This is a genomic window from Pseudomonas sp. QTF5 (genome assembly GCF_000512695.2).
Lineage (GTDB): Bacteria > Pseudomonadota > Gammaproteobacteria > Pseudomonadales > Pseudomonadaceae > Aquipseudomonas.
The window spans coordinates 44,513-68,345 of the sequence record NZ_AZRW02000032.1 but is presented as its reverse complement, the minus strand read 5'-3'; the positions used below and the strand labels follow the sequence as shown (position 1 = coordinate 68,345).

25 protein-coding genes are annotated in these 23,833 nt (G+C 60.0%); all 25 read right to left on the bottom strand.

The genetic code is table 11. The annotated features are described in order from the left end of the window. Nucleotides 1-89: 89 nt before the first annotated feature. The 25 genes from IC37_RS21585 to IC37_RS21465 all read right to left on the bottom strand — a co-directional run bounded on the left by IC37_RS21585 (nucleotide 90) and on the right by IC37_RS21465 (nucleotide 23,830). Entirely contained in the window at nucleotides 90-482 is a 393-nt protein-coding gene (locus IC37_RS21585; RefSeq protein ID WP_030130565.1) for a DUF2802 domain-containing protein, read from the bottom strand. Continuing rightward, complete coding sequence (locus IC37_RS21580) at nucleotides 483-968, bottom strand: chemotaxis protein CheW (RefSeq protein ID WP_007980742.1); 486 nt, start codon at nucleotides 966-968, stop codon at nucleotides 483-485. Between the two features lie 41 nt (nucleotides 969-1,009). Continuing rightward, a complete protein-coding gene (locus IC37_RS21575; RefSeq protein ID WP_030130564.1) occupies nucleotides 1,010-1,876 on the bottom strand; it encodes a CheW domain-containing protein in 867 nt (288 codons plus the stop codon). A 132-nt stretch (nucleotides 1,877-2,008) separates the two neighbouring features. Continuing rightward, a complete protein-coding gene (locus IC37_RS21570) occupies nucleotides 2,009-2,797 on the bottom strand; it encodes a ParA family protein (RefSeq protein ID WP_030130563.1) in 789 nt (262 codons plus the stop codon). A gap of 43 nt (nucleotides 2,798-2,840) precedes the next feature. Next, the gene (motD, locus tag IC37_RS21565) at nucleotides 2,841-3,734 is read right to left on the bottom strand and encodes a flagellar motor protein MotD (RefSeq protein ID WP_371916344.1); all 894 of its coding nucleotides are present in this window, start codon (nucleotides 3,732-3,734) and stop codon (nucleotides 2,841-2,843) included. A gap of 12 nt (nucleotides 3,735-3,746) precedes the next feature. Then, nucleotides 3,747-4,487 (bottom strand): flagellar motor protein, encoded by a 741-nt coding sequence (locus tag IC37_RS21560; RefSeq protein ID WP_030130561.1) that lies wholly within the window; start codon nucleotides 4,485-4,487, stop codon nucleotides 3,747-3,749. Further along, nucleotides 4,487-5,617, bottom strand: a complete 1,131-nt coding sequence (locus tag IC37_RS21555; protein ID WP_030130560.1) for a chemotaxis response regulator protein-glutamate methylesterase — start codon at nucleotides 5,615-5,617, stop codon at nucleotides 4,487-4,489. Before IC37_RS21555 ends, IC37_RS21560 begins: the two co-directional genes overlap by 1 nt. Nucleotides 5,618-5,666: 49 nt before the next feature. Further along, on the bottom strand, nucleotides 5,667-7,904 hold the full coding sequence (locus tag IC37_RS21550; protein WP_030130559.1) for a chemotaxis protein CheA: 2,238 nt from the start codon (nucleotides 7,902-7,904) through the stop codon (nucleotides 5,667-5,669). Between the two features lie 53 nt (nucleotides 7,905-7,957). Next, the gene (locus tag IC37_RS21545; RefSeq protein ID WP_030130558.1) at nucleotides 7,958-8,746 is read right to left on the bottom strand and encodes a protein phosphatase CheZ; all 789 of its coding nucleotides are present in this window, start codon (nucleotides 8,744-8,746) and stop codon (nucleotides 7,958-7,960) included. Between the two features lie 30 nt (nucleotides 8,747-8,776). Beyond that, complete coding sequence (locus IC37_RS21540) at nucleotides 8,777-9,148, bottom strand: chemotaxis response regulator CheY (protein WP_008072643.1); 372 nt, start codon at nucleotides 9,146-9,148, stop codon at nucleotides 8,777-8,779. A gap of 168 nt (nucleotides 9,149-9,316) precedes the next feature. After that, entirely contained in the window at nucleotides 9,317-10,057 is a 741-nt protein-coding gene (gene fliA, locus IC37_RS21535) for an RNA polymerase sigma factor FliA (RefSeq protein WP_030130556.1), read from the bottom strand. Beyond that, the gene (gene fleN, locus IC37_RS21530; protein WP_003222917.1) at nucleotides 10,054-10,884 is read right to left on the bottom strand and encodes a flagellar synthesis regulator FleN; all 831 of its coding nucleotides are present in this window, start codon (nucleotides 10,882-10,884) and stop codon (nucleotides 10,054-10,056) included. The genes fliA and fleN overlap by 4 nt, the downstream gene beginning before the upstream one ends. A 116-nt stretch (nucleotides 10,885-11,000) precedes the next feature. Continuing rightward, nucleotides 11,001-12,326: a flagellar biosynthesis protein FlhF gene (gene flhF / locus IC37_RS21525; RefSeq protein ID WP_030130555.1), complete on the bottom strand. Its 1,326-nt coding sequence runs from the start codon at nucleotides 12,324-12,326 to the stop codon at nucleotides 11,001-11,003. Nucleotides 12,327-12,337: 11 nt separating this feature from the next. Next, entirely contained in the window at nucleotides 12,338-14,467 is a 2,130-nt protein-coding gene (gene flhA, locus IC37_RS21520; protein WP_030130554.1) for a flagellar biosynthesis protein FlhA, read from the bottom strand. Nucleotides 14,468-14,699: 232 nt separating this feature from the next. After that, nucleotides 14,700-15,839 (bottom strand): flagellar biosynthesis protein FlhB, encoded by a 1,140-nt coding sequence (gene flhB / locus IC37_RS21515; RefSeq protein WP_030130553.1) that lies wholly within the window; start codon nucleotides 15,837-15,839, stop codon nucleotides 14,700-14,702. A 3-nt stretch (nucleotides 15,840-15,842) separates the two neighbouring features. Then, nucleotides 15,843-16,625 carry a flagellar biosynthetic protein FliR gene (fliR, locus tag IC37_RS21510; RefSeq protein WP_030130552.1) on the bottom strand — a complete coding sequence of 261 codons (783 nt, stop codon included), beginning with the start codon at nucleotides 16,623-16,625 and terminating at the stop codon, nucleotides 15,843-15,845. Between the two features lie 3 nt (nucleotides 16,626-16,628). Then, nucleotides 16,629-16,898, bottom strand: a complete 270-nt coding sequence (gene fliQ / locus IC37_RS21505; RefSeq protein WP_030130551.1) for a flagellar biosynthesis protein FliQ — start codon at nucleotides 16,896-16,898, stop codon at nucleotides 16,629-16,631. Beyond that, nucleotides 16,895-17,653 (bottom strand): flagellar type III secretion system pore protein FliP, encoded by a 759-nt coding sequence (gene fliP / locus IC37_RS21500; protein WP_030130550.1) that lies wholly within the window; start codon nucleotides 17,651-17,653, stop codon nucleotides 16,895-16,897. Before fliP ends, fliQ begins: the two co-directional genes overlap by 4 nt. Beyond that, entirely contained in the window at nucleotides 17,653-18,105 is a 453-nt protein-coding gene (gene fliO, locus IC37_RS21495) for a flagellar biosynthetic protein FliO (protein ID WP_030130549.1), read from the bottom strand. The genes fliP and fliO overlap by 1 nt, the downstream gene beginning before the upstream one ends. After that, nucleotides 18,106-18,564 carry a flagellar motor switch protein FliN gene (gene fliN / locus IC37_RS21490; protein ID WP_030130548.1) on the bottom strand — a complete coding sequence of 153 codons (459 nt, stop codon included), beginning with the start codon at nucleotides 18,562-18,564 and terminating at the stop codon, nucleotides 18,106-18,108. 64 nt (nucleotides 18,565-18,628) lie between these two features. Further along, on the bottom strand, nucleotides 18,629-19,597 hold the full coding sequence (fliM, locus tag IC37_RS21485; RefSeq protein ID WP_030130547.1) for a flagellar motor switch protein FliM: 969 nt from the start codon (nucleotides 19,595-19,597) through the stop codon (nucleotides 18,629-18,631). Nucleotides 19,598-19,606: 9 nt separating this feature from the next. Beyond that, the gene (fliL, locus tag IC37_RS21480) at nucleotides 19,607-20,107 is read right to left on the bottom strand and encodes a flagellar basal body-associated protein FliL (protein ID WP_030130546.1); all 501 of its coding nucleotides are present in this window, start codon (nucleotides 20,105-20,107) and stop codon (nucleotides 19,607-19,609) included. A gap of 171 nt (nucleotides 20,108-20,278) precedes the next feature. Then, nucleotides 20,279-21,634: a flagellar hook-length control protein FliK gene (locus tag IC37_RS21475; protein ID WP_030130545.1), complete on the bottom strand. Its 1,356-nt coding sequence runs from the start codon at nucleotides 21,632-21,634 to the stop codon at nucleotides 20,279-20,281. 105 nt (nucleotides 21,635-21,739) lie between these two features. Further along, complete coding sequence (locus tag IC37_RS21470; protein ID WP_030130544.1) at nucleotides 21,740-22,087, bottom strand: Hpt domain-containing protein; 348 nt, start codon at nucleotides 22,085-22,087, stop codon at nucleotides 21,740-21,742. Between the two features lie 36 nt (nucleotides 22,088-22,123). Then, nucleotides 22,124-23,830, bottom strand: a complete 1,707-nt coding sequence (locus IC37_RS21465; RefSeq protein WP_030130543.1) for a fused response regulator/phosphatase — start codon at nucleotides 23,828-23,830, stop codon at nucleotides 22,124-22,126. Nucleotides 23,831-23,833 lie beyond the last annotated feature (3 nt).

Here is a 23,833-nt window from a genome sequence, read left to right as displayed (position 1 = left end):
ATGGCCGCGTGAGAACCGAAAATAATGTCCAAAATTACTGGACCAGTTCAGCTTGCTCGCGAATAGCGATCTCAACGCAAGCGTAAAAATCAGTTCTTGTGCAACTTACTCATCAACTCCGCCTCAGCCTGGGTCAACCCGCAAGACTGAGTCAGTTCATCGACGCTGGCCCCCATCCCCACCAGGCGCGCAGCCTGAGCGAATGAAAGGCTCGACGGATCACGCTGCTCCAACTGAGCCAGTTTGTCCGGCAACGGCGCGACGACCGCGCGCAGTTCATGCAGGTCTTCACCCATGTGTACGTTGCCGTTCTGATAGTCGTCGACGCGTTTGGCCAGGTCCTTGATGCGCTGATCGCGCAGCGCATCACCCTTGGCCTGTTGCGAGGCGATCTGCCGCTGACCGCGGATGTACGCCAGCAGCATCGCCAGCGTGCCTGCCCAGAAGAGGAACAGGACAATGACAGCTACCTCAAGAATCAATCAGATACTCTCCAGTTCCGACCATTCTTCTTCGCTCATCATCTTGTCCAGCTCGACCAGGATCAGCAGTTCGTTGTTCTTGTTGCACACGCCTTGAATGAACTTGGCGGACTCTTCGTTACCGACATTCGGCGCGGTCTCGATTTCCGACTGACGCAGGTAAACCACTTCCGCCACGCTGTCGACCATGATCCCGACCACTTGCTTGTCGGCTTCGATGATGACGATCCGGGTGTTGTCGCTGATTTCGGCATTCATCAGGCCGAAGCGCTGACGGGTGTCGATCACGGTGACCACGTTACCGCGCAGGTTGATGATGCCCAGCACGTAGCTCGGAGCACCCGGGACCGGGGCGATTTCGGTGTAGCGCAGGACTTCCTGAACGCGCATCACGTTGATGCCGTAGGTTTCATTGTCCAGTTTGAAGGTTACCCATTGCAGGATCGGATCTTCGGAACCCTTTGCAGCCGTCGCCTTATCATTCATACCCTGACCCCTTAAGAAACCGCCCTAGCGGTGTTGTTCTGTTATGTAGGTTTGTGGGCCGGCTTGCTGCCGCCCATGTGCTTTGCCCCACCGCTGGCGATCAGCTCGGCCAGTGCGGAAACGTCGAGCAAGGCACACATGTGTTCAATCACGGTGCCCGCCAGCCATGGCCGTTGACCCCGATGGCTGCGCCATTTGATTTCGTTCGGGTCCAGGCGCAATGAGCGGCTGACCTGATGCACCGCCAGCCCCCACTCGTAGCCCTGAACCGAAATAACGTATTGCAGGCCCTGGCGGAAATCATCGCGATAGCGGTCCGGCATGACCCAGCGCGCGGTGTCCAGCACTTTCAGGTTGCCGGCCTGGCTCGGCAGGATCCCGAGGAACCATTCCGGCTGACCGAACAACGGCGTCAGCTCGTGACCGGCCAGGGAATAAATCGACCCAAGGCACACTAGCGGCACCGCCAGGGTCAACCCGGCGACGTCGAACAACAGGCATTCGAACGGCTCGGCAGCCCATGCCGGACGACCGTCGGTTTCCACCGGTGGCGGCGTGTTGCTTGGTGGCAGATGAACTTCAACCACCGGCGGCACCAATGCTTGCAGCAGTGGTGCAATCGTCGACACGGGCGCCAGAATCGGTGCCGGCGCTTCGATCACGGCCACGGGTGCTTTCACCACTGGCGCAATGATGGGTGCAGCGGCCACGGCCGGTTTCTGTGCATCACGGGCCTGTTCTTCAAGCACGGCAGCCTGGAACTCATCCAGCGCAGCTTCAACCTCGACAACCTCGGGCAACGCCTCGACTTCTGGCGGCAACTCTTCGGTCGCGTCCTGCAGCAAGGCGTCCAGATAGGATTGAAGGGCCAGTTGCGGGCGCGATGTGATCTTCACCGGCCGATTCATACGCGCACCTTTGTAGGAGCGAGCGGTGCGGCGTTCCGACTTGCCCGCGAAGAACGATGATGCGATTTAACGGTTAAGACTGCGGCGCCTACTTCGCGGGCAAGCCTCGCTCCTACAGGAATGGGGTTCATTTCAGGCCACCTGCGGAACAAGTTGTGCCGCCAGCAGATGCTTGAGCAGTGCACGGTAAGCGAGAACGCCGCGGCTCTTGCCATCGAATTGCGAAGGCGTCAGCCCCGCCCGGCTCGCGTCACGCAAGCGGGTGTCGATCGGGATGTAGCCTTGCCAGATTTCTTCCGGGTACTTGTCGCGCAACACGCGAAGGGTGCCGAGGGATGCCTGGGTGCGGCGGTCGAACAGGGTCGGCACGATGCTGAACGGCAGCGCCTGTTTGCGCGAGCGATTGATCATCGCCAAGGTGTTGACCATGCGTTCCAGGCCTTTGACCGCCAAGTGCTCGGTCTGCACCGGGATCACCAGCTGCTGGCTCGCCGCCAAGGCATTGACCATCAGCACGCCGAGCAACGGCGGGCTGTCGATCACCGCGTAATCGAAGTCCTGCCACAACTGCGCCAGGCTCTTGGCGATCACCAGGCCCAAACCACTCTGGCCCGGCGACTGGCGCTCAAGGGTTGCCAGCGCGGTGCTCGATGGCAACAGGGAAATGCGTTCGTCACTGGTGGGCATCAGCAACTGACCGGGCAAGCCTTGCGGCACACTGCCCTTGTGCAGAAACAGGTCGTAGCTGCTGTGTTCCAGGCTGTCGGGGTCGTAACCGAAGTAGCTGGTCATAGAGCCATGGGGGTCGAGATCGACCACAACCACGCGCTTGCCCGCCTCGGCCAGTAAACCGGCTAAAGCGATGGAGGAAGTGGTTTTACCGACACCACCCTTTTGATTGGCGACTGCCCAGACTCTCATTCGGATTGTTCCTCCCGGTCGAAAAGGTCGACCGAGAAATAGCTCAGCGTATTAATGCGGGTGACGGAGAATTGACGGCACTCTCTCGTCCCGGCGACTTGACCGGGGTCGGTGCAGTTTGTGTGCCAGCCCGCTTCAACGCGGCATCCGGTTGTGCATTGGCCGTTCCGGTACCGGTGAGGCTGCGGCGTACATCGAGATTGCGTGAAACCACCAACACCACTCGACGGTTACGCGCCCGGCCTTCAGCGGTGGCGTTGTTGGCCACCGGCTGGAACTCGCCGTAACCCACCGACGCCAGACGACCGGGGTTCACACCCTGCATCGCCAGCATGCGCACTATGCTTGCCGAACGGGCCGAGGACAGCTCCCAGTTGGTCGGGTATTGCGCGGTGCGGATCGGTTGATCGTCGGTAAAGCCTTCGACGTGGATCGGGTTGTCGAACGGCCTCAGAATGGCGGCGACCTTGTCGATGATATTGAACGCGATGTCGCTGGGCATGGCATCGCCACTGCCGAACAACAGGCTGGAGTTGAGTTCGATCTCGACCCACAACTCATTGCCGCGCACGGTCATCTGATTGGAACTGATCAAGTCGCCGAACGCCGCGCTGATGTCATCGGCAATGCTTTTGAGCGGGTCGCTGGCACCGGCGATGCCGGCGTCAACCTGTTCGCTGTCCTTGACCAGCGGCTTGGCCGGGGTCACGGTCTTCGGTCGCTCTTCGCCAATGGGAATCGGCTTGAGGGCGCGGTCGGAATCGGTAAACACACCGATCAACGCCTCGGAAATGATCTTGTACTTGCCTTCGTTGATCGAAGAAATCGAGTACATCACCACGAAGAAAGCGAACAGCAACGTAATGAAGTCGGCGTAGGAAACGAGCCAGCGTTCGTGGTTTACGTGTTCTTCAGGTTGCCGACGACGAGCCATGATCCATTTCCCCCATCAATCCATGAAGCCCTGAAGCTTCAGCTCGATAGAGCGAGGGTTTTCACCTTCGGCGATCGACAGAATCCCTTCCAGCAACATCTCGCGATAACGCGACTGCCGCAACGCGATGGACTTGAGCTTGGCGGCAATCGGCAGCAGCATCAGGTTGGCACTGGCCACGCCATAGATGGTGGCGACGAAGGCGACGGCAATGCCGCTGCCCAACTGCGATGGATCGCCCAGGTTGCCCATGACGTGGATCAGGCCCATTACCGCACCGATGATGCCGATGGTCGGCGCATAGCCGCCCATGCTTTCAAAGACTTTGGCGGCCTCGATGTCGCGGCTTTCCTGGGTATAGAAATCCACTTCCAGAATGCTGCGAATCGCTTCCGGCTCAGCGCCGTCCACCAACAGTTGCAGACCTTTGCGTGAGTAGCTGTCGGGTTCGGCGTCGGCCACCCCTTCCAGACCGAGCAAACCTTCCTTGCGGGCGGTCAGGCTCCAGTTCACTACGCGATCGATGCCGCCGGCCAGGTCCACGCGCGGTGGAAACAGAATCCAGGCGAGAATCTGCATGGCGCGCTTGAAGGCGCTCATCGGCGATTGCAGCAGCGCGGCGCCGATGGTCCCGCCGAGCACGATCAACGCTGCCGGGCCGTTGGCCAGCGCGCCGAGGTGACCGCCTTCAAGGTAGTTGCCGCCAATGATGGCGACGAACGCCATGATGATCCCGATAAGGCTGAGTACATCCATCAGAGGCACGCCTCGACCAGATGCCGGCCGATATCGTCCAGGCTGTACACCGCGTCCGCGAGCTCGGCTTTGACGATCGCCATTGGCATGCCGTAAATCACGCAGCTGGCTTCATCCTGAGCCCAGATCGCACTGCCGCCCTGCTTGAGCAGACGCGCGCCTTCGCGACCGTCGGCGCCCATGCCCGTCAGTACCACCGCCAGAACTTTGTCGCCGTAGGATTTAGCCGCGGAACCGAAGGTTATGTCCACGCACGGCTTGTAGTTCAGACGTTCGTCGCCCGGCAGGATTTTCACCGCGCCACGGCCGTCGATCATCATCTGCTTACCACCCGGCGCCAACAGCGCCAGGCCCGGACGCAGGATGTCGCCATCCTCGGCTTCCTTGACGCTGATGCGGCACAGCTTGTCCAGACGCTCGGCGAAGGCCTTGGTGAAGGCTGCCGGCATGTGCTGGATCAACACGATCGGTGCCGGGAAGTTGGCCGGCAACTGGGTCAACACCCGTTGCAGGGCAACCGGGCCACCGGTGGAAGTGCCGATGGCGACCAGTTTGTAGGCTTTGCGTTTCGGTGCCGGAGACGACGGAGTGGCTGCATGGGTGCGAGCCGGAATCGGAATCGGTGTCGGACGAACAGGCGCGCTGCTGCCGTAGCTGCTGACGCTCGAAGGCGCAGGCGTCGGGGCTGGCGCAGCCACCGGGGCCGGGGCGCTGTAGGCGCTGACACGACGGTTACTGCGCGAGATGCTGAGAATCTTCTCGCACAGCAGTTGCTTGACCTTCTCCGGGTTACGCGAGATGTCTTCGAAATTCTTCGGCAGGAAATCCACCGCGCCGGCGTCCAGCGCGTCGAGGGTGACCCGCGCGCCTTCGTGAGTCAGCGAGGAGAACATCAACACCGGGGTCGGGCAGCGCTGCATGATGTGCCGCACCGCCGTGATGCCGTCCATCATCGGCATCTCGTAGTCCATGGTGATCACGTCTGGCTTGAGGGCCAGGGCCTGATCGATCGCCTCTTTGCCGTTGGTCGCCGTACCGACGACCTGGATATTCGAATCCGCTGAAAGAATTTCCGAGACGCGGCGGCGGAAAAACCCCGAATCGTCCACCACCAGGACTTTGACTGCCATAAACACTCCGTTAGACGGGGCGAGGCTCAGTCGCCCCGCTCCCCCAGAATCAAATACGCCGTGCGGCGTAACGCTTGAGCATGCTCGGCACATCGAGAATCAGCGCAATGCGGCCGTCACCGGTGATGGTGGCGCCGGACATGCCCGGGGTTCCCTGGAGCATTTTGCCCAATGGCTTGATGACCACTTCTTCCTGGCCCACCAGTTGATCGACGACGAAGCCGATCCGCTGAGTGCCCACCGAAAGGATCACTACATGGCCTTCGCGCTGCTCTTCGTGAGCGGCGGAGCTGACCAGCCAGCGCTTGAGGTAGAACAGAGGCAGCGCCTTGTCCCGCACGATCACCACTTCCTGGCCGTCCACCACGTTGGTGCGCGACAGGTCGAGGTGGAAGATCTCGTTGACGTTCACCAGCGGGAACGCGAACGCCTGGTTGCCGAGCATGACCATCAGCGTCGGCATGATCGCCAGGGTCAACGGGACCTTGATGACGATCTTCGAGCCTTTGCCCTTGGTCGAGTAGATATTGATGGTGCCGTTGAGCTGGGCGATCTTGGTTTTCACCACGTCCATGCCCACGCCGCGCCCGGAGACGTCGGAAATCTCGGTCTTGGTCGAGAACCCCGGAGCGAAGATCAGGTTGAAGCAATCCGACTCGCTGAGACGGTCCGCCGCATCCTTGTCCATCAGGCCTTTCTTCACGGCGATACCGCGCAGAACATCGGCGTCCATACCTTTGCCATCATCGGAGATGGACAGCAGGATGTGGTCGCCTTCCTGTTCCGCGGACAGGATCACCTTACCGCTGCGAGGCTTGCCCATCGCTTCGCGATCAGCCGGCTCCTCGATGCCGTGGTCGACCGAGTTGCGCACCAAGTGGACCAACGGGTCGGCCAGGGCCTCGACGAGGTTCTTGTCGAGGTCGGTTTCTTCGCCGACCAGTTCCAGGTTGATCTCTTTCTTGAGCTGGCGAGCCAGGTCACGAACCAGGCGCGGGAAGCGCCCGAAGACTTTCTTGATCGGTTGCATCCGGGTCTTCATGACCGCGGTTTGCAGGTCGGCCGTGACCACGTCGAGGTTCGACACGGCCTTGGACATGGCTTCATCGCCGCTGTTGAGACCCAGACGGACCAGGCGGTTACGCACCAGTACCAACTCGCCGACCATGTTCATGATTTCGTCGAGACGCGCGGTATCGACCCGCACGGTGGTCTCGGCTTCGCTGGCCGGCTTTTCTGGTGGTGGCGCAGACGGGGCACGGGCCGGGGTCGGTGCAGCAGCGGCGGCCGGTTTCGGCGCTTCGGCTTTTGGCTCGGGCGCCTTGGCCACAGGTTTCGCAGCCGGTGCTGGCGCCTTGGCGACAGGAACAGAAACCACTGCACCAGTGCCAACCTCGGTGAATTTGCCTTTGCCATGCAATTCGTCGAGCAGTGATTCGAACTCGTGGTCCGAGATCAGATCGCCGCCGGCCGCTTTAGCGGTTGGCGCAGCCGGCGCTGGTACGGCGGCAATCGCCGACTCCAGCGCATCGACGGCAAAGTTGCCCTTGCCGTGCAGCTGATCGAGCAGTGCTTCGAACTCGTCGTCGGTAATATCGGAGCTGTCGCCTGCCGCTTTTGGGGCAGCCGGTGCGGCGGGCGCAGCCACCGCATCGACGGCGAACTGGCCTTTGCCGTGCAATTGATCCAGCAACGACTCGAACTCGGCATCGGTGATTTCATCGCTGGCCGAGGCATCGCTGGTCGGCACTGGCGCAGCCGCTGGAGCCTCGGCTTGAGCCTTGACGGCGTTCAGCGAGTCCAGCAGTTGTTCAAATTCGTTATCCGTGATGTCGCCCGATTCTTCAGCGGCAAGTTCTTCCACCACCTCTGCGACCGGTGCCGATTCATCGGTGGTTTGCGGCTCGGCCAAACGGGCCAACGCTGCAAGCAACTCAGGCGTAGCAGCCGTGATCGGGCTGCGTTCGCGGACTTCGCTGAACATGCCGTTCACCGCGTCCAGTGCTTCGAGAACCACGTCCATCAGTTCCGAGTCGACGCGTCGTTCACCCTTGCGCAGGATGTCGAACACGTTCTCGGCGATGTGACAGCACTCCACCAGCTCGTTGAGCTGGAGGAAGCCGGCGCCCCCTTTTACAGTGTGAAAACCGCGAAAAATTGCATTGAGCAAATCCGCATCATCCGGTCGGCTTTCTAGCTCGACCAGCTGCTCGGACAGTTGCTCTAGAATCTCGCCGGCCTCAACCAGGAAATCCTGAAGGATCTCTTCATCGGCGCCGAAGCTCATTAAGGGGGTGCTCCTGAGGTCTAAAAACCTAAAAAACCTAAAATGCTAAAACTCTAAAATCCTAGGCTGGATAACAAATCGTCCACATCGTCCTGACCGGACACAACGTCTTCTCTTTTATCGGCATGAATCTGCGGACCTTCACCCTGAGAGAGATGTTTTTGCGGATCTTTTTCAGCCAGCATCGCTTCACGGTCATGTTCGATACCCGCAAAGCGGTCGACGTGACTGGCCATGAGCACGAGCTTGAGCAAATTGCTTTCAACTTCGGTGACCAATTGGGTCACGCGCTTGATCACCTGGCCGGTAAGGTCCTGGTAATCCTGGGCCAGCAGAATGTCGTTGAGGTTGCTCGACACGACGCGGTTGTCTTCGCTGCTGCGTGTGAGGAAACCGTCGACCCGCCGGGCCAGTTCGCGGAACTCTTCAGCCCCGACTTCGCGACGCATGAACCGCCCCCAATCCGTGCTCAGCGCCTGAGCTTCGTCGCTCAGGCTGTTGATCAGCGGCGTGGCGTTTTCCACCAGGTCCATGGTGCGGTTGGCCGCGGCCTCGGTCAGCTTGACCACATAACCCAGGCGCTCAGTGGCATCCGTGATCTGAGACACTTCCTCGGCTTGCGGCATGTGCGGGTCAATCTGGAAATTGACGATCGCGCTATGCAGCTCGCGGGTGAGCTTGCCCACTTCCTGGTACAGGCCGCGGTCACGGGTCTGGTTGAGCTCATGGATCAGTTGCACAGCGTCGCCGAACCTGCCTTTTTCAAGGCTATCGACCAGTTCGACCGCGTGTTTTTTCAGGGTCGACTCGAAATCGCCCTGTGAAGATTCGTTATGCTCCATAGCTCCCCCGTGGCGGACTGGCTTTGCACATCAACCGATGCGTTCGAAGATCTTTTCAATCTTGTCTTTCAACGCCTGAGCCGTGAATGGCTTGACCACATAACCGTTCACACCCGCTTGAGCGGCTTCGATGATTTGCTCGCGCTTGGCTTCGGCCGTGACCATCAACACCGGCAGGTGTTTGAGTTTTTCATCGGCACGCACGTGGCGCAGTAGATCAATACCGGTCATGCCGGGCATGTTCCAGTCCGTTACCAGAAAGTCGATGCTCCCGCTGTTGAGGACCGGAATCGCGGTAATCCCGTCATCCGCCTCGACCGTGTTGGTGAACCCAAGGTCACGCAACAGGTTTTTTATGATCCGCCGCATCGTCGAGAAGTCATCAACGATGAGGATTTTCATATTCTTGTCCAATTCGACCTCCAAGCAGTCTTAAAACGCGCGCAGCACCTGAACGCGCCGTTCAATCAATTCGGCGTAACACTCAACAGTTGTATGGATTACAACGGGCCGTGACTGATGCAGCAAAATGCCGTACCAACCTCGTTCGCAGTGTCCCCACACTGCCTGTCAGCGCGCTCGCCACTCCCCCAAACGCCCCCGCAATCGGGCCGCGCACTGGCTGTGTAACTGGCTGACCCGCGATTCGCTGACCCCCAGGACCTCACCGATTTCCTTGAGATTCAACTCTTCGTCGTAGTACAGCGCCAACACCAGTCGCTCACGCTCCGGCAAATTGGCAATCGCGTCCGCCAGCGCCGCCTGGAAGCGTTCATCTTCCAGATCGCGTGACGGCTCGAAATGAGCACTGGCGCCATCCTCATGCAGCCCTTCGTGCTCGCCGTCTTGCAACAGATCGTCGAAACTGAATAACCGGCTACCGAGGGTGTCGTTCAAAATCCCGTAATAATCGTCGAGACTCAATTGGAGTTCGGCCGCAACTTCATGATCTTTAGCGTCACGGCCGGTTTTAGCTTCAATCGAGCGAATCGCGTCGCTGACCATGCGGGTATTGCGGTGAACCGAACGTGGCGCCCAGTCCCCCTTGCGCACTTCATCGAGCATCGCGCCGCGGATTCGAATGCCCGCGTACGTCTCGAAACTCGCGCCTTTGCTGGCATCGTATTTGGTTGACACTTCAAGCAGGCCGATCATCCCGGCCTGGATCAGGTCTTCGACCTGGACACTGGCCGGCAAACGCGCCAGCAAGTGGTAGGCAATGCGTTTGACCAGTGGTGCGTAACGCTCGATCAGCTCGTACTGCGCATCACGTGCCGATTGCTTGTAGAGGTTGTAGCCACTGGCTGTCATAGGACGGGTCCTGCGGTCTGTTGCACGAGGCGCTCGACGAAAAACTCCAGATGCCCACGCGGGTTGGCCGGCAGCGGCCAGGTATCGACCTTCTGTGCAATGGCTTTGAACGCCAGGGCGCACTTGGACCGCGGGAAGGCTTCGTAGACGGCACGTTGCTTCTGCACAGCCTTGCGCACGCTTTCGTCGTAAGGCACCGCACCGACGTATTGCAAGGCGACGTCGAGGAAACGATCCGTGACCTTGGTCAATTTGGCGAACAGGTTGCGGCCTTCCTGCGGGCTCTGCGCCATGTTGGCCAGGACGCGGAAGCGATTCATGCCGTAGTCGCGATTCAGCAGTTTGATCAGCGCGTAGGCGTCGGTGATCGAGGTCGGCTCGTCGCACACCACCAGCAGTACTTCTTGCGCTGCGCGTACGAAACTGACCACCGAGTCACCAATGCCCGCAGCGGTGTCGATCACCAATACGTCAAGGTTGTCCCCGATGTCGCTGAAAGCCTGGATCAGGCCGGCATGCTGGGCCGGGCTCAGATGAACCATGCTCTGGGTGCCGGATGCGGCCGGGACGATGCGGATACCGCCGGGCCCTTGCAACAGCACGTCGCGCAGCTCACAGCGGCCTTCGATCACGTCGGCCAGGGTACGTTTGGGTGTCAGCCCCAACAGGACGTCGACGTTCGCCAGCCCCAGATCGGCATCCAGCAGCATGACGCGCCGGCCGAGCTCAGCTAGAGCCAGGGACAAGTTCACTGACACGTTAGTCTTCCCGACGCCACCTTTGCCGCCGGTCACCGCGATCACCTGTACGGGATGCATGCTGCCCATGTTATTTCTTTACCTTGTCTTGCATAGACGGAGGCCACATTACTGGCTGCGCGTTCACAAACGGAACAATGCATGGCAGACCATCGATGTAGGTACAAAAACTGTTCATTAATACCTCAGCCAACCTGCTTGGTCGGGCTGTGATAAATATCAGCGAACATGTCAGCCATGGCTTCTTCGCTGGGTTCTTCCTGCATTTGCACGCTAACGGCGCGACTGACCAACTGGTGACGACGCGGCAGATGCAAATCATCCGGGATCCGCGGGCCATCGGTCAGATACGCCACCGGCAACTCATGACTGATGGCCAGGCTCAACACCTCGCCCAAGCTTGCCGTTTCATCCAGTTTAGTCAGGATGCAGCCGGCAAGGCCGCAACGTTTGTAACTGTGATAAGCAGCGGTTAGAACCTGTTTCTGGCTGGTGGTTGCCAGGACCAGATAATTTTTTGATTTGATGCCGCGTCCGGCCAGGCTTTCGAGCTGCATGCGCAGTGCCGGATCGCTGGCCTGCAAGCCGGCGGTATCGATCAGCACCACGCGTTTGCGCAGCAAAGGCTCCATTGCCTGCACCAGCGATTGGCCCGGGTCGATGTGGGTGACCGACACGTTGAGAATGCGGCCCAGGGTCTTGAGCTGTTCCTGAGCACCGATGCGATAACTGTCCATGCTCACCAGCGCAATGTTCTGCGCGCCGTACTTGAGCACGTAACGGGCCGCGAGCTTGGCCAGCGTGGTGGTCTTGCCCATGCCGGCCGGGCCGACCATGGCAATCACACCACCCTCTTCCAATGGCTCGACTTCCGGGGTGGCGATCATCCGCGCCAGGTGCGCGAGCAACATGCGCCAGGCCTGACGGGGTTCTTCAATATCGGTAATCAGTGCCAGCAGATCGCGCGACAACGGGCCGGACAGGCCGATGCGTTGCAAGCGGCGCCAGAGGTTGGCCTGGGCCGGACGACTGCCTTGCAGCTGATTCCAGGCCAGCGAGCCGAGTTGAACTTCCATCAGTTCACGCAGGCTGTTGAGCTCGAAGCGCATCGAGTCGAATGCCCGAGGGTCGACGCCGGTGGCTGCGGCAGGCGCGGGTGTCGGGCGCCGGGGCTCGGCCAGCGTCGGTTCGATCAGCGGCTCGGCGGCGGTCAACGGCAGGCCGGCGAACAATTGGCGGTTGGTGGTTTTGTCGCTCTCGCCATCACCACGCAGGCTCAGTTCGGCCTGGGCGGTAGCGATCCGCGACTGGGTCTTGCGCAGCTCGTCCTCGAGTTCCATGTTCGGAACACGTGGAGCCAGCGCCGACAATTTGTAATCCAGGGCAGCCGTCAGCTCGACACCACCGGCGATCCGGCGATTGCCGATGATGGCGGCATCGGCGCCCAGCTCATCACGAACCAGTTTCATGGCCTGACGCATATCGGCGGCGAAAAAACGCTTAACTTGCATAAACCACTACCTCAGCCGTTGGGCCCTACTGTCGCAACGATGGTCACTTGCTTGTTGTCAGGAATTTCCTGATAGGCCAACACATGCAAACCCGGGACTGCCAGTCGGCCGAATCGCGAGAGCATCGCGCGAACCGGACCGGCCACCAGCAGAATCACCGGTTGACCTTGCATTTCCTGACGCTGCGCCGCTTCGATCAACGAACGTTGCAGTTTCTCCGCCATGCTTGGCTCCAGCAGAACGCCCTCTTCCGAGCCTTGTCCTGCCTTTTGAAGACTATTGAGCAATATTTGTTCCAACCTTGGTTCCAAGGTGATCACAGGCAGCTCCGACTCAGTGCCTACAATGCTTTGCACAATTGCACGGGATACGCCGACGCGCACCGCGGCCACCAAAGCGGCAGTATCTTGACTCTTGGCGGCGTTGTTCGCGATGGCTTCGGCGATGCTGCGGATGTCGCGTACCGGCACCTGTTCGGCCAGCAATGCCTGCAAGACTTTGAGCAGTTGCGACAGCGAAACCACCCCCGGCACCAACTCTTCAGCCAGTTTTGGTGAGCTTTTGGCCAGCAATTGCATGAGTTGCTGGACTTCTTCGTGGCCAATCAGCTCGCTGGAGTGCTTGTACAGAATCTGGTTCAAGTGGGTCGCCACTACCGTACTCGCATCGACCACGGTGTAACCCAGGGATTGCGCCTGGGCGCGCTGGCTGATTTCAATCCAGACCGCCTCCAGACCGAAAGCCGGATCTTTGGCGGTGATGCCGTTGAGCGTGCCGTAGACCTGCCCCGGGTTAATCGCCAACTCGCGGTCCGGGTAAATCTCGGCTTCGGCCAGAATCACGCCCATCAGAGTCAGACGGTAGGCGCTTGGCGCCAGGTCGAGGTTGTCCCGGATATGCACAGTCGGCATCAAGAAGCCCAGGTCCTGGGAGAGCTTTTTACGCACCCCCTTGATCCGTGCCAGTAACTGACCACCTTGGTTGCGATCCACCAGCGGAATCAGACGATAGCCGACTTCCAGGCCGATCATGTCGATCGGCGTCACGTCATCCCAGCCAAGCTCCTTGGTTTCCTGAGCCCGGGCCGGCGATGGCAGCAGCTCCTGCTGACGCTTGACCTCTTGCAGAGCATGAACCTTGACCGCGTTCTGCTTCTTCCAGAACAGGTACGCGCCACCGGCTGCCAGGGCTGCCATGCTCAAGAAAGAGAAGTGCGGCATGCCCGGCACCAGGCCCATCACCGTCATCAAACCAGCGGCCACCGCCAAGGCTTTGGGCGAGGCGAACATCTGACGATTGATCTGCTTGCCCATGTCTTCCGAGCCGGAAGCGCGGGTCACCATGATCGCGGCGGCGGTCGACAACAGCAGTGATGGCAATTGCGCCACCAAACCGTCACCGATGGTCAACAAGGCGTATACCCGACCGGCATCGCCGAAAGTCATTCCGTGCTGGAAGATACCGACCGCCATGCCGCCGATCAGGTTGATGAACAGAATCAACAGCCCGGCGATGGCGTCACCGCGTACGAACTTGCTGGCACCGTCCATGGAGCCGTAGAACTCGGCTTCCTGAGCGACTTCCTGACGGCGCAATTTCGCCTGGTTCTGGTCGATCAGACCGGCGTTCAAATCGGCATCGATCGCCATCTGTTTGCCCGGCATCGCGTCGAGGGTGAACCGCGCGCTCACCTCGGAAATCCGCCCGGCACCCTTGGTTACCACGACGAAGTTGATGATCATCAAAATCGCGAAAACCACGATACCGACCACGTAGTTACCGCCGATCACCACTTCACCGAAGGCCTGGATCACCTTACCGGCCGCCTCGTGGCCATCCTGACCGTGCAGCATCACCACTCGCGTCGACGCCACGTTCAGCGCCAGCCGCATGAGCGTCGCCACCAGCAGGATGGTCGGGAACACCGCGAAATCCAGTGGCCGCAAGGCGTAGACGCAAACCAGCAGCACAACGATCGACAGCGCGATGTTGAACGTGAAGAACACGTCCAGCAGGAACGGCGGTATCGGCAACATCATCATCGCCAACATGACCAGCAGCAACAGCGGCACGCCCAGATTGCCTCGACTGAGGTCTGCCATGTTAGTGCGGGCACTGTTGATTAACTGAGAGCGATCCACCGGTTTTCCCCGTTCCTTTAAAGCAAACTTTTGACGCCTGAAGCAGGCGCAGGGCGGCTATTGCAAGAAGCCTTCCAACTTTTGCAGAGTGGGGGATAGAGGTCTGTTTCGGGGATTTGTATTGCCTGAATCGACGCCTTCGCGGGCAAGCCTCTCTCCTACAGGCCCGTGTCGTTCGCATGACTCAAACCTGTAGGAGCGAGGCTTGCCCGCGAAGAGGCCAACACAACAATCAGGAATCGCGACGCAAATCCGGTGGAATCGGCAAATCATCCTGGAGCGGATCCGGGCGTTTGCCCTTGCCGGCGCGGTACTGGCGGATCTGGTAGACGTAGGCCAGCACCTGGGCAACCGCCAAATAAAGCCCGCCGGGAATTTCCTGCTCCAGCTCGGTGGAGTAGTAGATTGAACGCGCCAGCGCCGGCGATTCGAGCAGCAGCACATTGTTGGCCACGGCGATTTCACGAATCTTCAGGGCGAGGAAGTCGCTGCCCTTGGCCAACAGCACCGGCGCATTGCCCTTGTCCGGGTCGTACTTGAGGGCCACGGCGTAGTGGGTCGGGTTGGTAATGACCACGTCGGCCTCGGGGATTGCGGCCATCATCCGCCGCTGCGACATTTCGCGTTGCAACTGGCGAATGCGCTGTTTGACCTCTGGTTTACCTTCCTGATCCTTGTGCTCGTCGCGCACTTCCTGCTTGGTCATCAGCAGTTTCTTGTGGCTTTCCCACAGCTGCACCGGCACATCCACCGCGGCGATGATGATCAGCCCGCAGGCCATCCACAAGGTACTCCACCCGACCACTTGCAGGCTGTGGATGATCGCCATGTCGAGGGGTTCGTGGGCGATGCGCAGCAGATCGTCTATGTCCGATGACAAGACCGCCAATGCCACGAACAACACGATGAAGAACTTCGCCAGCGCCTTGAGCAACTCCACCAGCGCCTTGGCCGAGAACATCCGTTTCAGGCCCGCGCCGGGGTTCATGCGACTGAACTTGGGGGCCATGGAGCCGGCCGCGAACAGCCAGCCACCCAGGGAGATCGGACCGATCAGCGCAGCCAGCAGCATGGTGATCATCACCGGCTGAATCGCAACGAGGGCAATCTGCCCTGAGTGCAGCAGATAAGTGCCCATGGAGCGCTGATCCAGAATCACCTCTCGCGAGAGCGAGAAGTTCATGCGCATCAGTTCCATCAAGTCCTGAGCCAGCGCGCCGCCAAAAATCAGCAACCCACCAGCGCCGGCGAGCATGACCGCCAGGGTGTTGAGTTCCTTGGAGCGCGCAATTTCGCCCTTCTCGCGGGAGTCCTTTTTACGTTTCTCCGTGGGGTCTTCTGTTTTGTCCTGACCGCTTTCGCTCTCGGCCATGACTCAGCGCGCCCGTGCCAGTTCGCGTAACAACTGCAAGGCTTCGGCGGCCAGTGGTTGATACTGATTGAGAATGTCCGCCAGGCCGACCCAGACGATGAACAAGCCGAGTACCAGAGTCAGCGGGAAGCCGATGGAGAAGATGTTCAACTGCGGCGCTGCCCGGGTCATCACGCCAAACGCAATGTTGACCACCAACAACGCGGTGATTGCCGGCAACACCAGCAGCAGCGCCGCACCGAGCACCCAGCCGAGTTTGCCGGCGAGTTCCCAGAAATGATGGACCATCAACCCGCCACCGACCGGCAGCGTGGTGAAGCTTTCGGTGAGGACTTCGAATACCACCAGATGGCCGTTCATCGACAGGAACAGCAGGGTCACCAGCATGGTGAAAAACTGCCCGATCACCGCCACCGATACACCGTTCGTAGGATCGATCATCGAGGCGAAGCCCATGCCCATCTGGATCGCGACAATTTGTCCGGCGACCACGAAAGCCTGGAAAAACAGCTGCAAGGAAAAGCCCAATACCGCGCCAATGATGACTTGCTCAGCGATCAGCAGCAGCGCGCTCAGGTCGAGTGCGTTGACCGGCGGCATCGGCGGCAGGCCGGGAGCGATCACGAAGGTGATCGCCAGGGCGAAGTACAGACGGACGCGCGTGGGCACCAGCGTCGTGCCGAAAATCGGCATGACCATCAGCAACGAGCCGATGCGAAACAGCGGCAACATGAACGTCGCCACCCAGGTGCTGATCTGGGTATCGGTCAGCTGAAGCAGCGACATGGTTTAGCCGATGACCTGAGGAATGCTGTGGTACAGCTGGAGGATGTATTCCATGAAAGTCTGCACCAGCCACGGACCGGCAACGATCAGGGTCACCAGCATCACCAGCAGGCGCGGCAAGAAGCTCAGGGTCTGTTCGTTGATCTGGGTAGCCGCCTGAAACATTGCCACCAACAACCCCACCAGCAAGCTCGGAATCACCAGCACGGCGACCATCACGGTGGTCAGCCATAGCGCTTCGCGAAAGATGTCCACGGCAACTTCCGGCGTCATGGTGAAACACCGCCGAAGCTGCTCGCCAGGGTGCCAATGATCAACGCCCAGCCATCCACCAGCACGAACAGCATGATCTTGAACGGCAGGGAAATGATCAGTGGCGAGAGCATCATCATACCCATGGCCATCAGCACACTGGCCACAACCAGGTCGATGATCAGGAACGGGATGAAGATCATGAAGCCGATCTGGAACGCGGTTTTCAGCTCGGAGGTCACGAACGCCGGCACCAGAATCGTCAGCGGCGCCTGATCGGGCGAAGCAATGTCAGTGCGCTTGGACAAGCGCATGAACAGCTCCAGATCGCTGCTGCGAGTCTGGGCCAGCATGAAGTCCTTGATCGGCACCTGCGCCTTGGTCACGGCATCCTGCGCGGTGAGTTTCTCCGCCAGATACGGCTGCAAGGCATCCTGATTCACCCGATCGAACACCGGCGCCATGATGAACATGGTCAGGAACAGCGCCATGCCGGTAAGGATCTGGTTCGACGGTGTCTGTTGCAAGCCCAGGGCCTGACGCAGGATCGAGAAAACGATGATGATCCGGGTGAAACTGGTCATCAGCATGACGAACGCCGGGATGAAACTCAGCGCGGTCATGATCAGCAGGATTTGCAGGCTGACCGAGTATTCCTGAGCGCCTTCGGCGTTGGTGCCCAGGGTAATCGCCGGGATCGACAACGGATCGGCGGCGAACGCCAGCGGGGCGGCCAGCATCAGGGCCAGCGTCAAGACGATGCGTAGCGCACCCATTACTTCTTATCCTTCTGATCCTTGCCGAGCATCTTCAACAGATGCTGAGCAAACTCCGGGGTCGCTTTCTCGGTAGTGGCGGGCACCGGCACCGGCTCCTTGAGCACATGCAGCGCGGTGATGGTACCGGGGCTGAGACCGAGCAGGATCTGCTCGTTGCCGACCTGCACCAACATCAAACGATCGCGAGGACCCAGGGCGCGCGAACCGATCAGCTCGATCACCTGCCCCTTGCCAGCCGGCCCGGCCTGCTGGACCCGGCGCAACAGCCAGGCGAGGAAGAAGATCAGCCCCAGCACCAGCAGCAAGCCGAATACCAATTGCGTCAATTGCCCGGCCACACCGCTGCTGACGGCCGGTGCAGCAGCCGCTGTCGCAGCCGGTTCGGCCGCCAGTACGCTGAACGACAAGGCCAGCGCTAACCCAAGCCCCCCTCCCAGAACCTTTTTCACTCAGCGCAGCTTCTTGATGCGTTCGCTTGGGCTGATCACGTCGGTCAGGCGGATGCCGAACTTTTCGTTGACCACCACCACTTCACCGTGGGCGATGAGCGTGCCGTTGACCAGCACGTCCAGCGGCTCGCCGGCCAGACGATCGAGCTCGATCACCGAACCCTGGTTGAGTTGCAGCAAGTTGCGGATGTTGATGTCGGTGCTGCCGACTTCCATGGAAATCGACACCGGAATGTCGAGGATCACTTCCAGATTCGGACCATCCAGCGTCACCGGATCGTTGTTCTTCGGCACGCTGCCGAACTCTTCCATCGGCAGACGGTTGGACGGCGAACCGGCGGCGTCGGCGGCCAGCAAGGCATCGATATCGTCCTGACCGGCGTCACCGGTTTCTTGCAGTGCCGCAGCCCATTCATCGGCCAGTGCCTGGTCGTCCTGGGCGTTCATATCGTCATTCATCATTTGTCCTCGGCGGGCACCTGCTCAATCAAGAGCAGTCAATTAAAAGGGAGGGGAGCGCCGGTCAGCGGCGCTCGATCGGCTCGATCACTTGCAATGCGAGGTTGCCTTTGTGCGAACCCATCTTGACCTTGAAGGCCGGCACGCCGTTGGCGCGCATGATCATGTCTTCCGGCATTTCCACCGGGATAATGTCCCCCGGTTGCATGTGCAGGATGTCGCGCAGCTTCAACTGGCGGCGGGCAACCGTGGCACCGATCGGCACATCGACGTCCAGCACGTCCTGGCGCAAGGCGTTGACCCAGCGCTCGTCCTGGTCGTCGAGATCGGACTGAAAGCCGGCGTCGAGCATTTCGCGCACCGGCTCGATCATCGAGTACGGCATGGTCACGTGCAGGTCGCCGCCACCGCCATCGAGTTCGATGTGGAACGTCGACACCACAATGGCTTCGCTCGGGCCGACGATGTTGGCCATGGCCGGGTTCACTTCCGAGTTGATGTACTCGAAGTTCACTTCCATGATTGCCTGCCAGGCTTCTTTCAAATCGACGAAGGCCTGCTCCAGCACCATGCGCACCACACGCAGTTCGGTCGGGGTGAATTCACGCCCTTCGATCTTCGCGTGACGGCCGTCGCCGCCGAAGAAGTTGTCCACCAGTTTGAACACCAGTTTGGCGTCAAGGATGAACAGCGCAGTGCCGCGCAACGGTTTGATCTTGACCAGGTTGAGGCTGGTCGGCACATACAGCGAGTGCACGTATTCGCCGAACTTCATCACCTGCACACCACCGACGGCAACGTCCGCCGAGCGGCGCAGCATGTTGAACATGCTGATGCGGGTGTAGCGGGCGAAACGCTCGTTGATCATTTCCAGGGTCGGCATGCGTCCACGGACGATGCGATCCTGGCTGGTCAGGTCATAGCTTTTGACGCTGCCGGGTTCGGCGGCGGTATCGGTCTGTACCAGACCATCGTCGACGCCATGCAACAGCGCATCGATCTCATCCTGGGACAGCAGGTCCTGCACGGCCATGTCGTGTTCCTACTGCAGTACGAAATTAGTGAAAAGCAACTGTTCGATCACCACTTTGCCCAGCTCTTTCTGCGCCACTTCCTGGACGCTGGCCGTGGCTTTCTGGCGCAACATTTCCTGGCCGACAGGCGTGGCCAGCGTGGCGAAATCCTGACCGGAAAACAGCATCACCAGGTTATTGCGGATCACCGGCATGTGGACTTTGAGCGCTTCCAGATCGGCCTGATTGCGGCCCTGCAGGGTGATGCTCACCTGCATGTAGCGCTGACGGCCGTTCTGGGTGTAGTTGGCCACGAAGGCCGGCGCCATGGCCTCGAAGATCGCCGGCTGCTTGCCGACCACAGCGGTTTCAGCCGCAGCGGCAGGTTTGCTCTGGGCGCCGTGCATGAAGAACCAGGTCGCCCCCACGGACAAGCCGATCGCCAGCAGCAGGGCCACGACGATCACAATGATCAGCTTGATTTTGCCTTTGGTTGCGGGGTCTTTTACTACTGCTTCGCTCTTCGCCATGCCAATAATCCGTCACTATTCGGGTTTTCACAGTCGCACGGCAAGGCAAGAGCAAGTGTTATGCCATGTAGGAGCTGGCTTGCCTGCGAAGGCGGTGTGCCAGTCGATAGGTGTATTGGCTGACACACCGTTTTCGCTGGCAAGCCAGCTCCTACAGGGTTCTGCGTTTGATCAGGCGTAGTAGTCGACGGCGCTGGTGCCGATCACGCTGGTGGTGTTCGCGGTTACTTCAGCGACCGTCGCTGGAAGCTCTTCATCGACAGAATCGAGGCGACCGCTATTGGCATTGGCACGCCCACCCTGCCCCTGTTGAGCCTGTTCCTGACCCTGCCAGCCACGGGACTGATCGGAAACGTTGACATCAACCTGGCCCATGCCTTGCTGCGCGAACATGTCACGCAGGCGATGCATTTGCCCGTCGAGCGCTTCGCGAACGCTTGGGTGGGCGCTCATGAAGGTCACCTGGGTTTGTTGATCCGGAACCATGTTCACCCGAATATCGAGGCGCCCCAACTCGGCCGGTTGCAACTGAATGTCGGCCGCTTTGAGGTTGGCACTGGACAGGTACATGACCCGGTTGACCACCTCTTCGGTCCAACCGCTCTGATGCATGGCGATTGGCTGGTTCACCGGCAATGCATTGGCAGTCTTCGGCGTTGCCGCCTGTGTCAGTGCCGCCAGACGGTTGGCGAAATCATCGACACGGGTATCGCTGCTGGCGGATTTGAGATCCTTGAGGCCGTCATCGATCAGGCCACTGAAAGCCTTTTCGCCACCCTGACGGGTGCTGTCCTGATCGGCTTGCACATCTAGCATGGTCGCCATGCCCGCGGCAAAGTTTTGTGCCGAAGTTGGCTCGCCATCGACTTGAGCCGCGGTCGGTGCAGCTTTGGGCTGGGCCTGGCTTGCAGCCGAAACGTGCCCGCCCTGCTCCATGGCCATGCGCACGGCAGGCAACGCATCGAGAGGATCGGCTTCGGGATCGAAATCCGGGTCGATGGTCGCAACAGTCTGCGCCGTAGCTGCGGTAACGACGGCGGCGCCAGGCGCCTCAACGTGTGGTTGCACAGTGGTCACAACTGTTGGGGTTTCCGGCACCGGGGCTGGCACCACCGGCTGCATCACCAACGCAGGATCGAGAGTCGGATCGACAGGTGCGGTATCGGCCACCGGCGTCGACGTCTCAGCCGTATCCGGCGCGTCATCGCTGGCCGTCTTGTCGTCAGCCTGCGCCGGTTTATCGGCGGGCAAGGATTTGCCGCTATCGGCAACCGTCGGTTCCGGGGCGGCAGACTTGTCGTTGCTCACGTCTTTTTTGCCGGCACTGTCCGGCGCTTTGTCGCGCGCAGGTTTAACCGATCCGTCCACCACAGCCGAGGGCTTGTTTCGGGCTTGATTGGCGTAAACCTGAGCGAAGCTGGAGGCTTTGTCCCCGGACTCATCCGTCAGCGCCGGTGCATTGGCGGTCGCGGCTTGTTTCCTGGCCGTAGCGGAGGCCTGAAGAAGGATATTGGGGGTAACGGGCATAAAACGGTCTCCGCTGCACTGGGATCGTAGGTACAGTTGAGCAAGTTGACTGCAAGGGTCGAGCCAGCTTTATTCGCTGGCCGCTAAAAGCGTCGGATGGTTGCTTTATTCAGCAAGGGAGCGCTGGCGTTCCGCTTCGTAGAGTGGTCGGACAATGGCGAATTCGCCGTCAATTTCTCCGACCAGCGCTTCAATGCCTTCAAGGCTTTTCTGCTTGGCTCGCTGCTCCAACTCATGACACAACTCGGCCAGCCGGGTAGCGCCCATATTGCTGCAACTGCCTTTTAAGCTGTGCGCAGCCGCGCCCAACTGATCGGCATTATCAGCCTTTTGCAGCAGACTCAAACGCTCTTCGGAATCGGCGAGAAAGGTATCGAGCAATTCTGGATACCCGTCTTCCATAACTTCCTGCAACGCGCTCAGCACGTCGCGATCCAGATGTGTGTCAGCCACTTGTTCGCTCCTTGATCAAGAAGAAAATGCCTGGGATTAGGCCAGAGCCTCCCAGAAGAACTCCACGCGAGCACTGCGACCATTATCGGACCAGCTCGCATGATCGCTCAACTGGCGGATCAAGCTGACGCCACGTCCCGACAGACGGACATCATCATCGACAGGACGCTCCATCACCCGCGCCACATCGAAACCCTTGCCACTGTCTTCGACCCGGACCGTCAGGCAACCGCCCGCGCCTTTTGGCGTCACTTGAAAATGCACCCGCACAAAACCGTCCCGCAATTCGTCCAGGCGTGCATTGCGCTGCTGATAATAACGCGCAAAACCCGAAGCATCGCGTTTGAGACTCGAATCCAGGCCCAGCACGCCATGCTCCAGGGCGTTGGAATAAAGCTCTGCCAGCACACTGTAGAGTGCGCCACTCTGAGTCCGCAGGCCATGCACCTCAAGCAGCAATTGCAACAAGTACGGCAGCGGATTGAAGCGTTTGAGAGTGGCGGCGCGAAACTCGAAACTCACCGACCAGTCCAGCGGGCTGGACTGGCCGCTGTCGGAGTACACCGGCGCTGGCGGACTCAGTTGCGCAGCCTCCAGCAGGCTGACCTCGACCATGCTCACGTCATCGCGGGCCTCGCCGCGAAAATCCCGCAGGGCCTGTTCGATCTCTTCGAACAGCGCATCAGGTTGTCGATTGGCTGCAAACACCTGCTCCAATCGCTCTACGCCAAACAATTGTTCATTGGCATCGCAGGTATCGATCACCCCGTCGGACAACAGAAAGACCCGATCCCCGACGGCCATCGGGAACACCTCGGTGCGGTCATCGAAGGTTTGCGGACTCAGCACGCCCAGCGGCAAGTGCCGTGCCGTCAGTACTGTACGTTCGCCGCTAGCCATGCTGTGCAGGTAACCGTCCGGCATCCCGCCGTTCCAGACCTCCACCGATCCTCGCTGAAAGCTCAGGCACAGCAGGGTCGCACAGCAGAACATGTCCACCGGCAGGATACGTTTGAGCTTGGCGTTCATCTCGCGCAGGGTTTCGGACAAGCCGTAGCCCTTGGCCGTCATGCCGTAGAAAACTTCGGCCAACGGCATGGCACCCACAGCGGCCGGCAAACCATGGCCAGTGAAATCGCCAAGCAGCACATGCATGTCGCCGGCCGGGTTGAACGCAGCCAGCAACAGATCGCCATTGAACAGTGCATAGGGCGATTGCAGATAACGGATGTTCGGTGCATTCAAACAACCGGAATGGGCGACCTTGTCGAACACGGCTTTGGCCACCCGTTGTTCGTTGAGCAGGTAGTCGTGGTGCCTGGCGATCAGGTCGCGCTGCTCCAGCACCGTGGCCTGCAAACGCCGCAAGCGGTCCATGGCCTTGATCTTCGCGGCGAGGATCACCTGGTTGTAAGGCTTTGCCAGAAAATCATCGCCCCCGGCCTCCAGACAACGGGCCAGGGCTTCGCTTTCGGTCAGCGACGTCAAAAAGATGATCGGCACCAGCGTTTCGCCGGCCAGCGCCTTGATCTGCTGCGCGGCCTCGAAACCGTCCATCACCGGCATCATGGCGTCCATTAGCACCAAGTGCGGTCGCTGCGAACGGAACACTTCGACCGCCTCGGCGCCGTCGCCAGCCGTCAGCACTTCATGGCCCTGGCGACGGACGATAGTCGACAGCAGCATGCGATCGGCCGCGCTGTCTTCGGCGATCAGGATCGTCAGCGGTTCGAGCGATTGCATGAC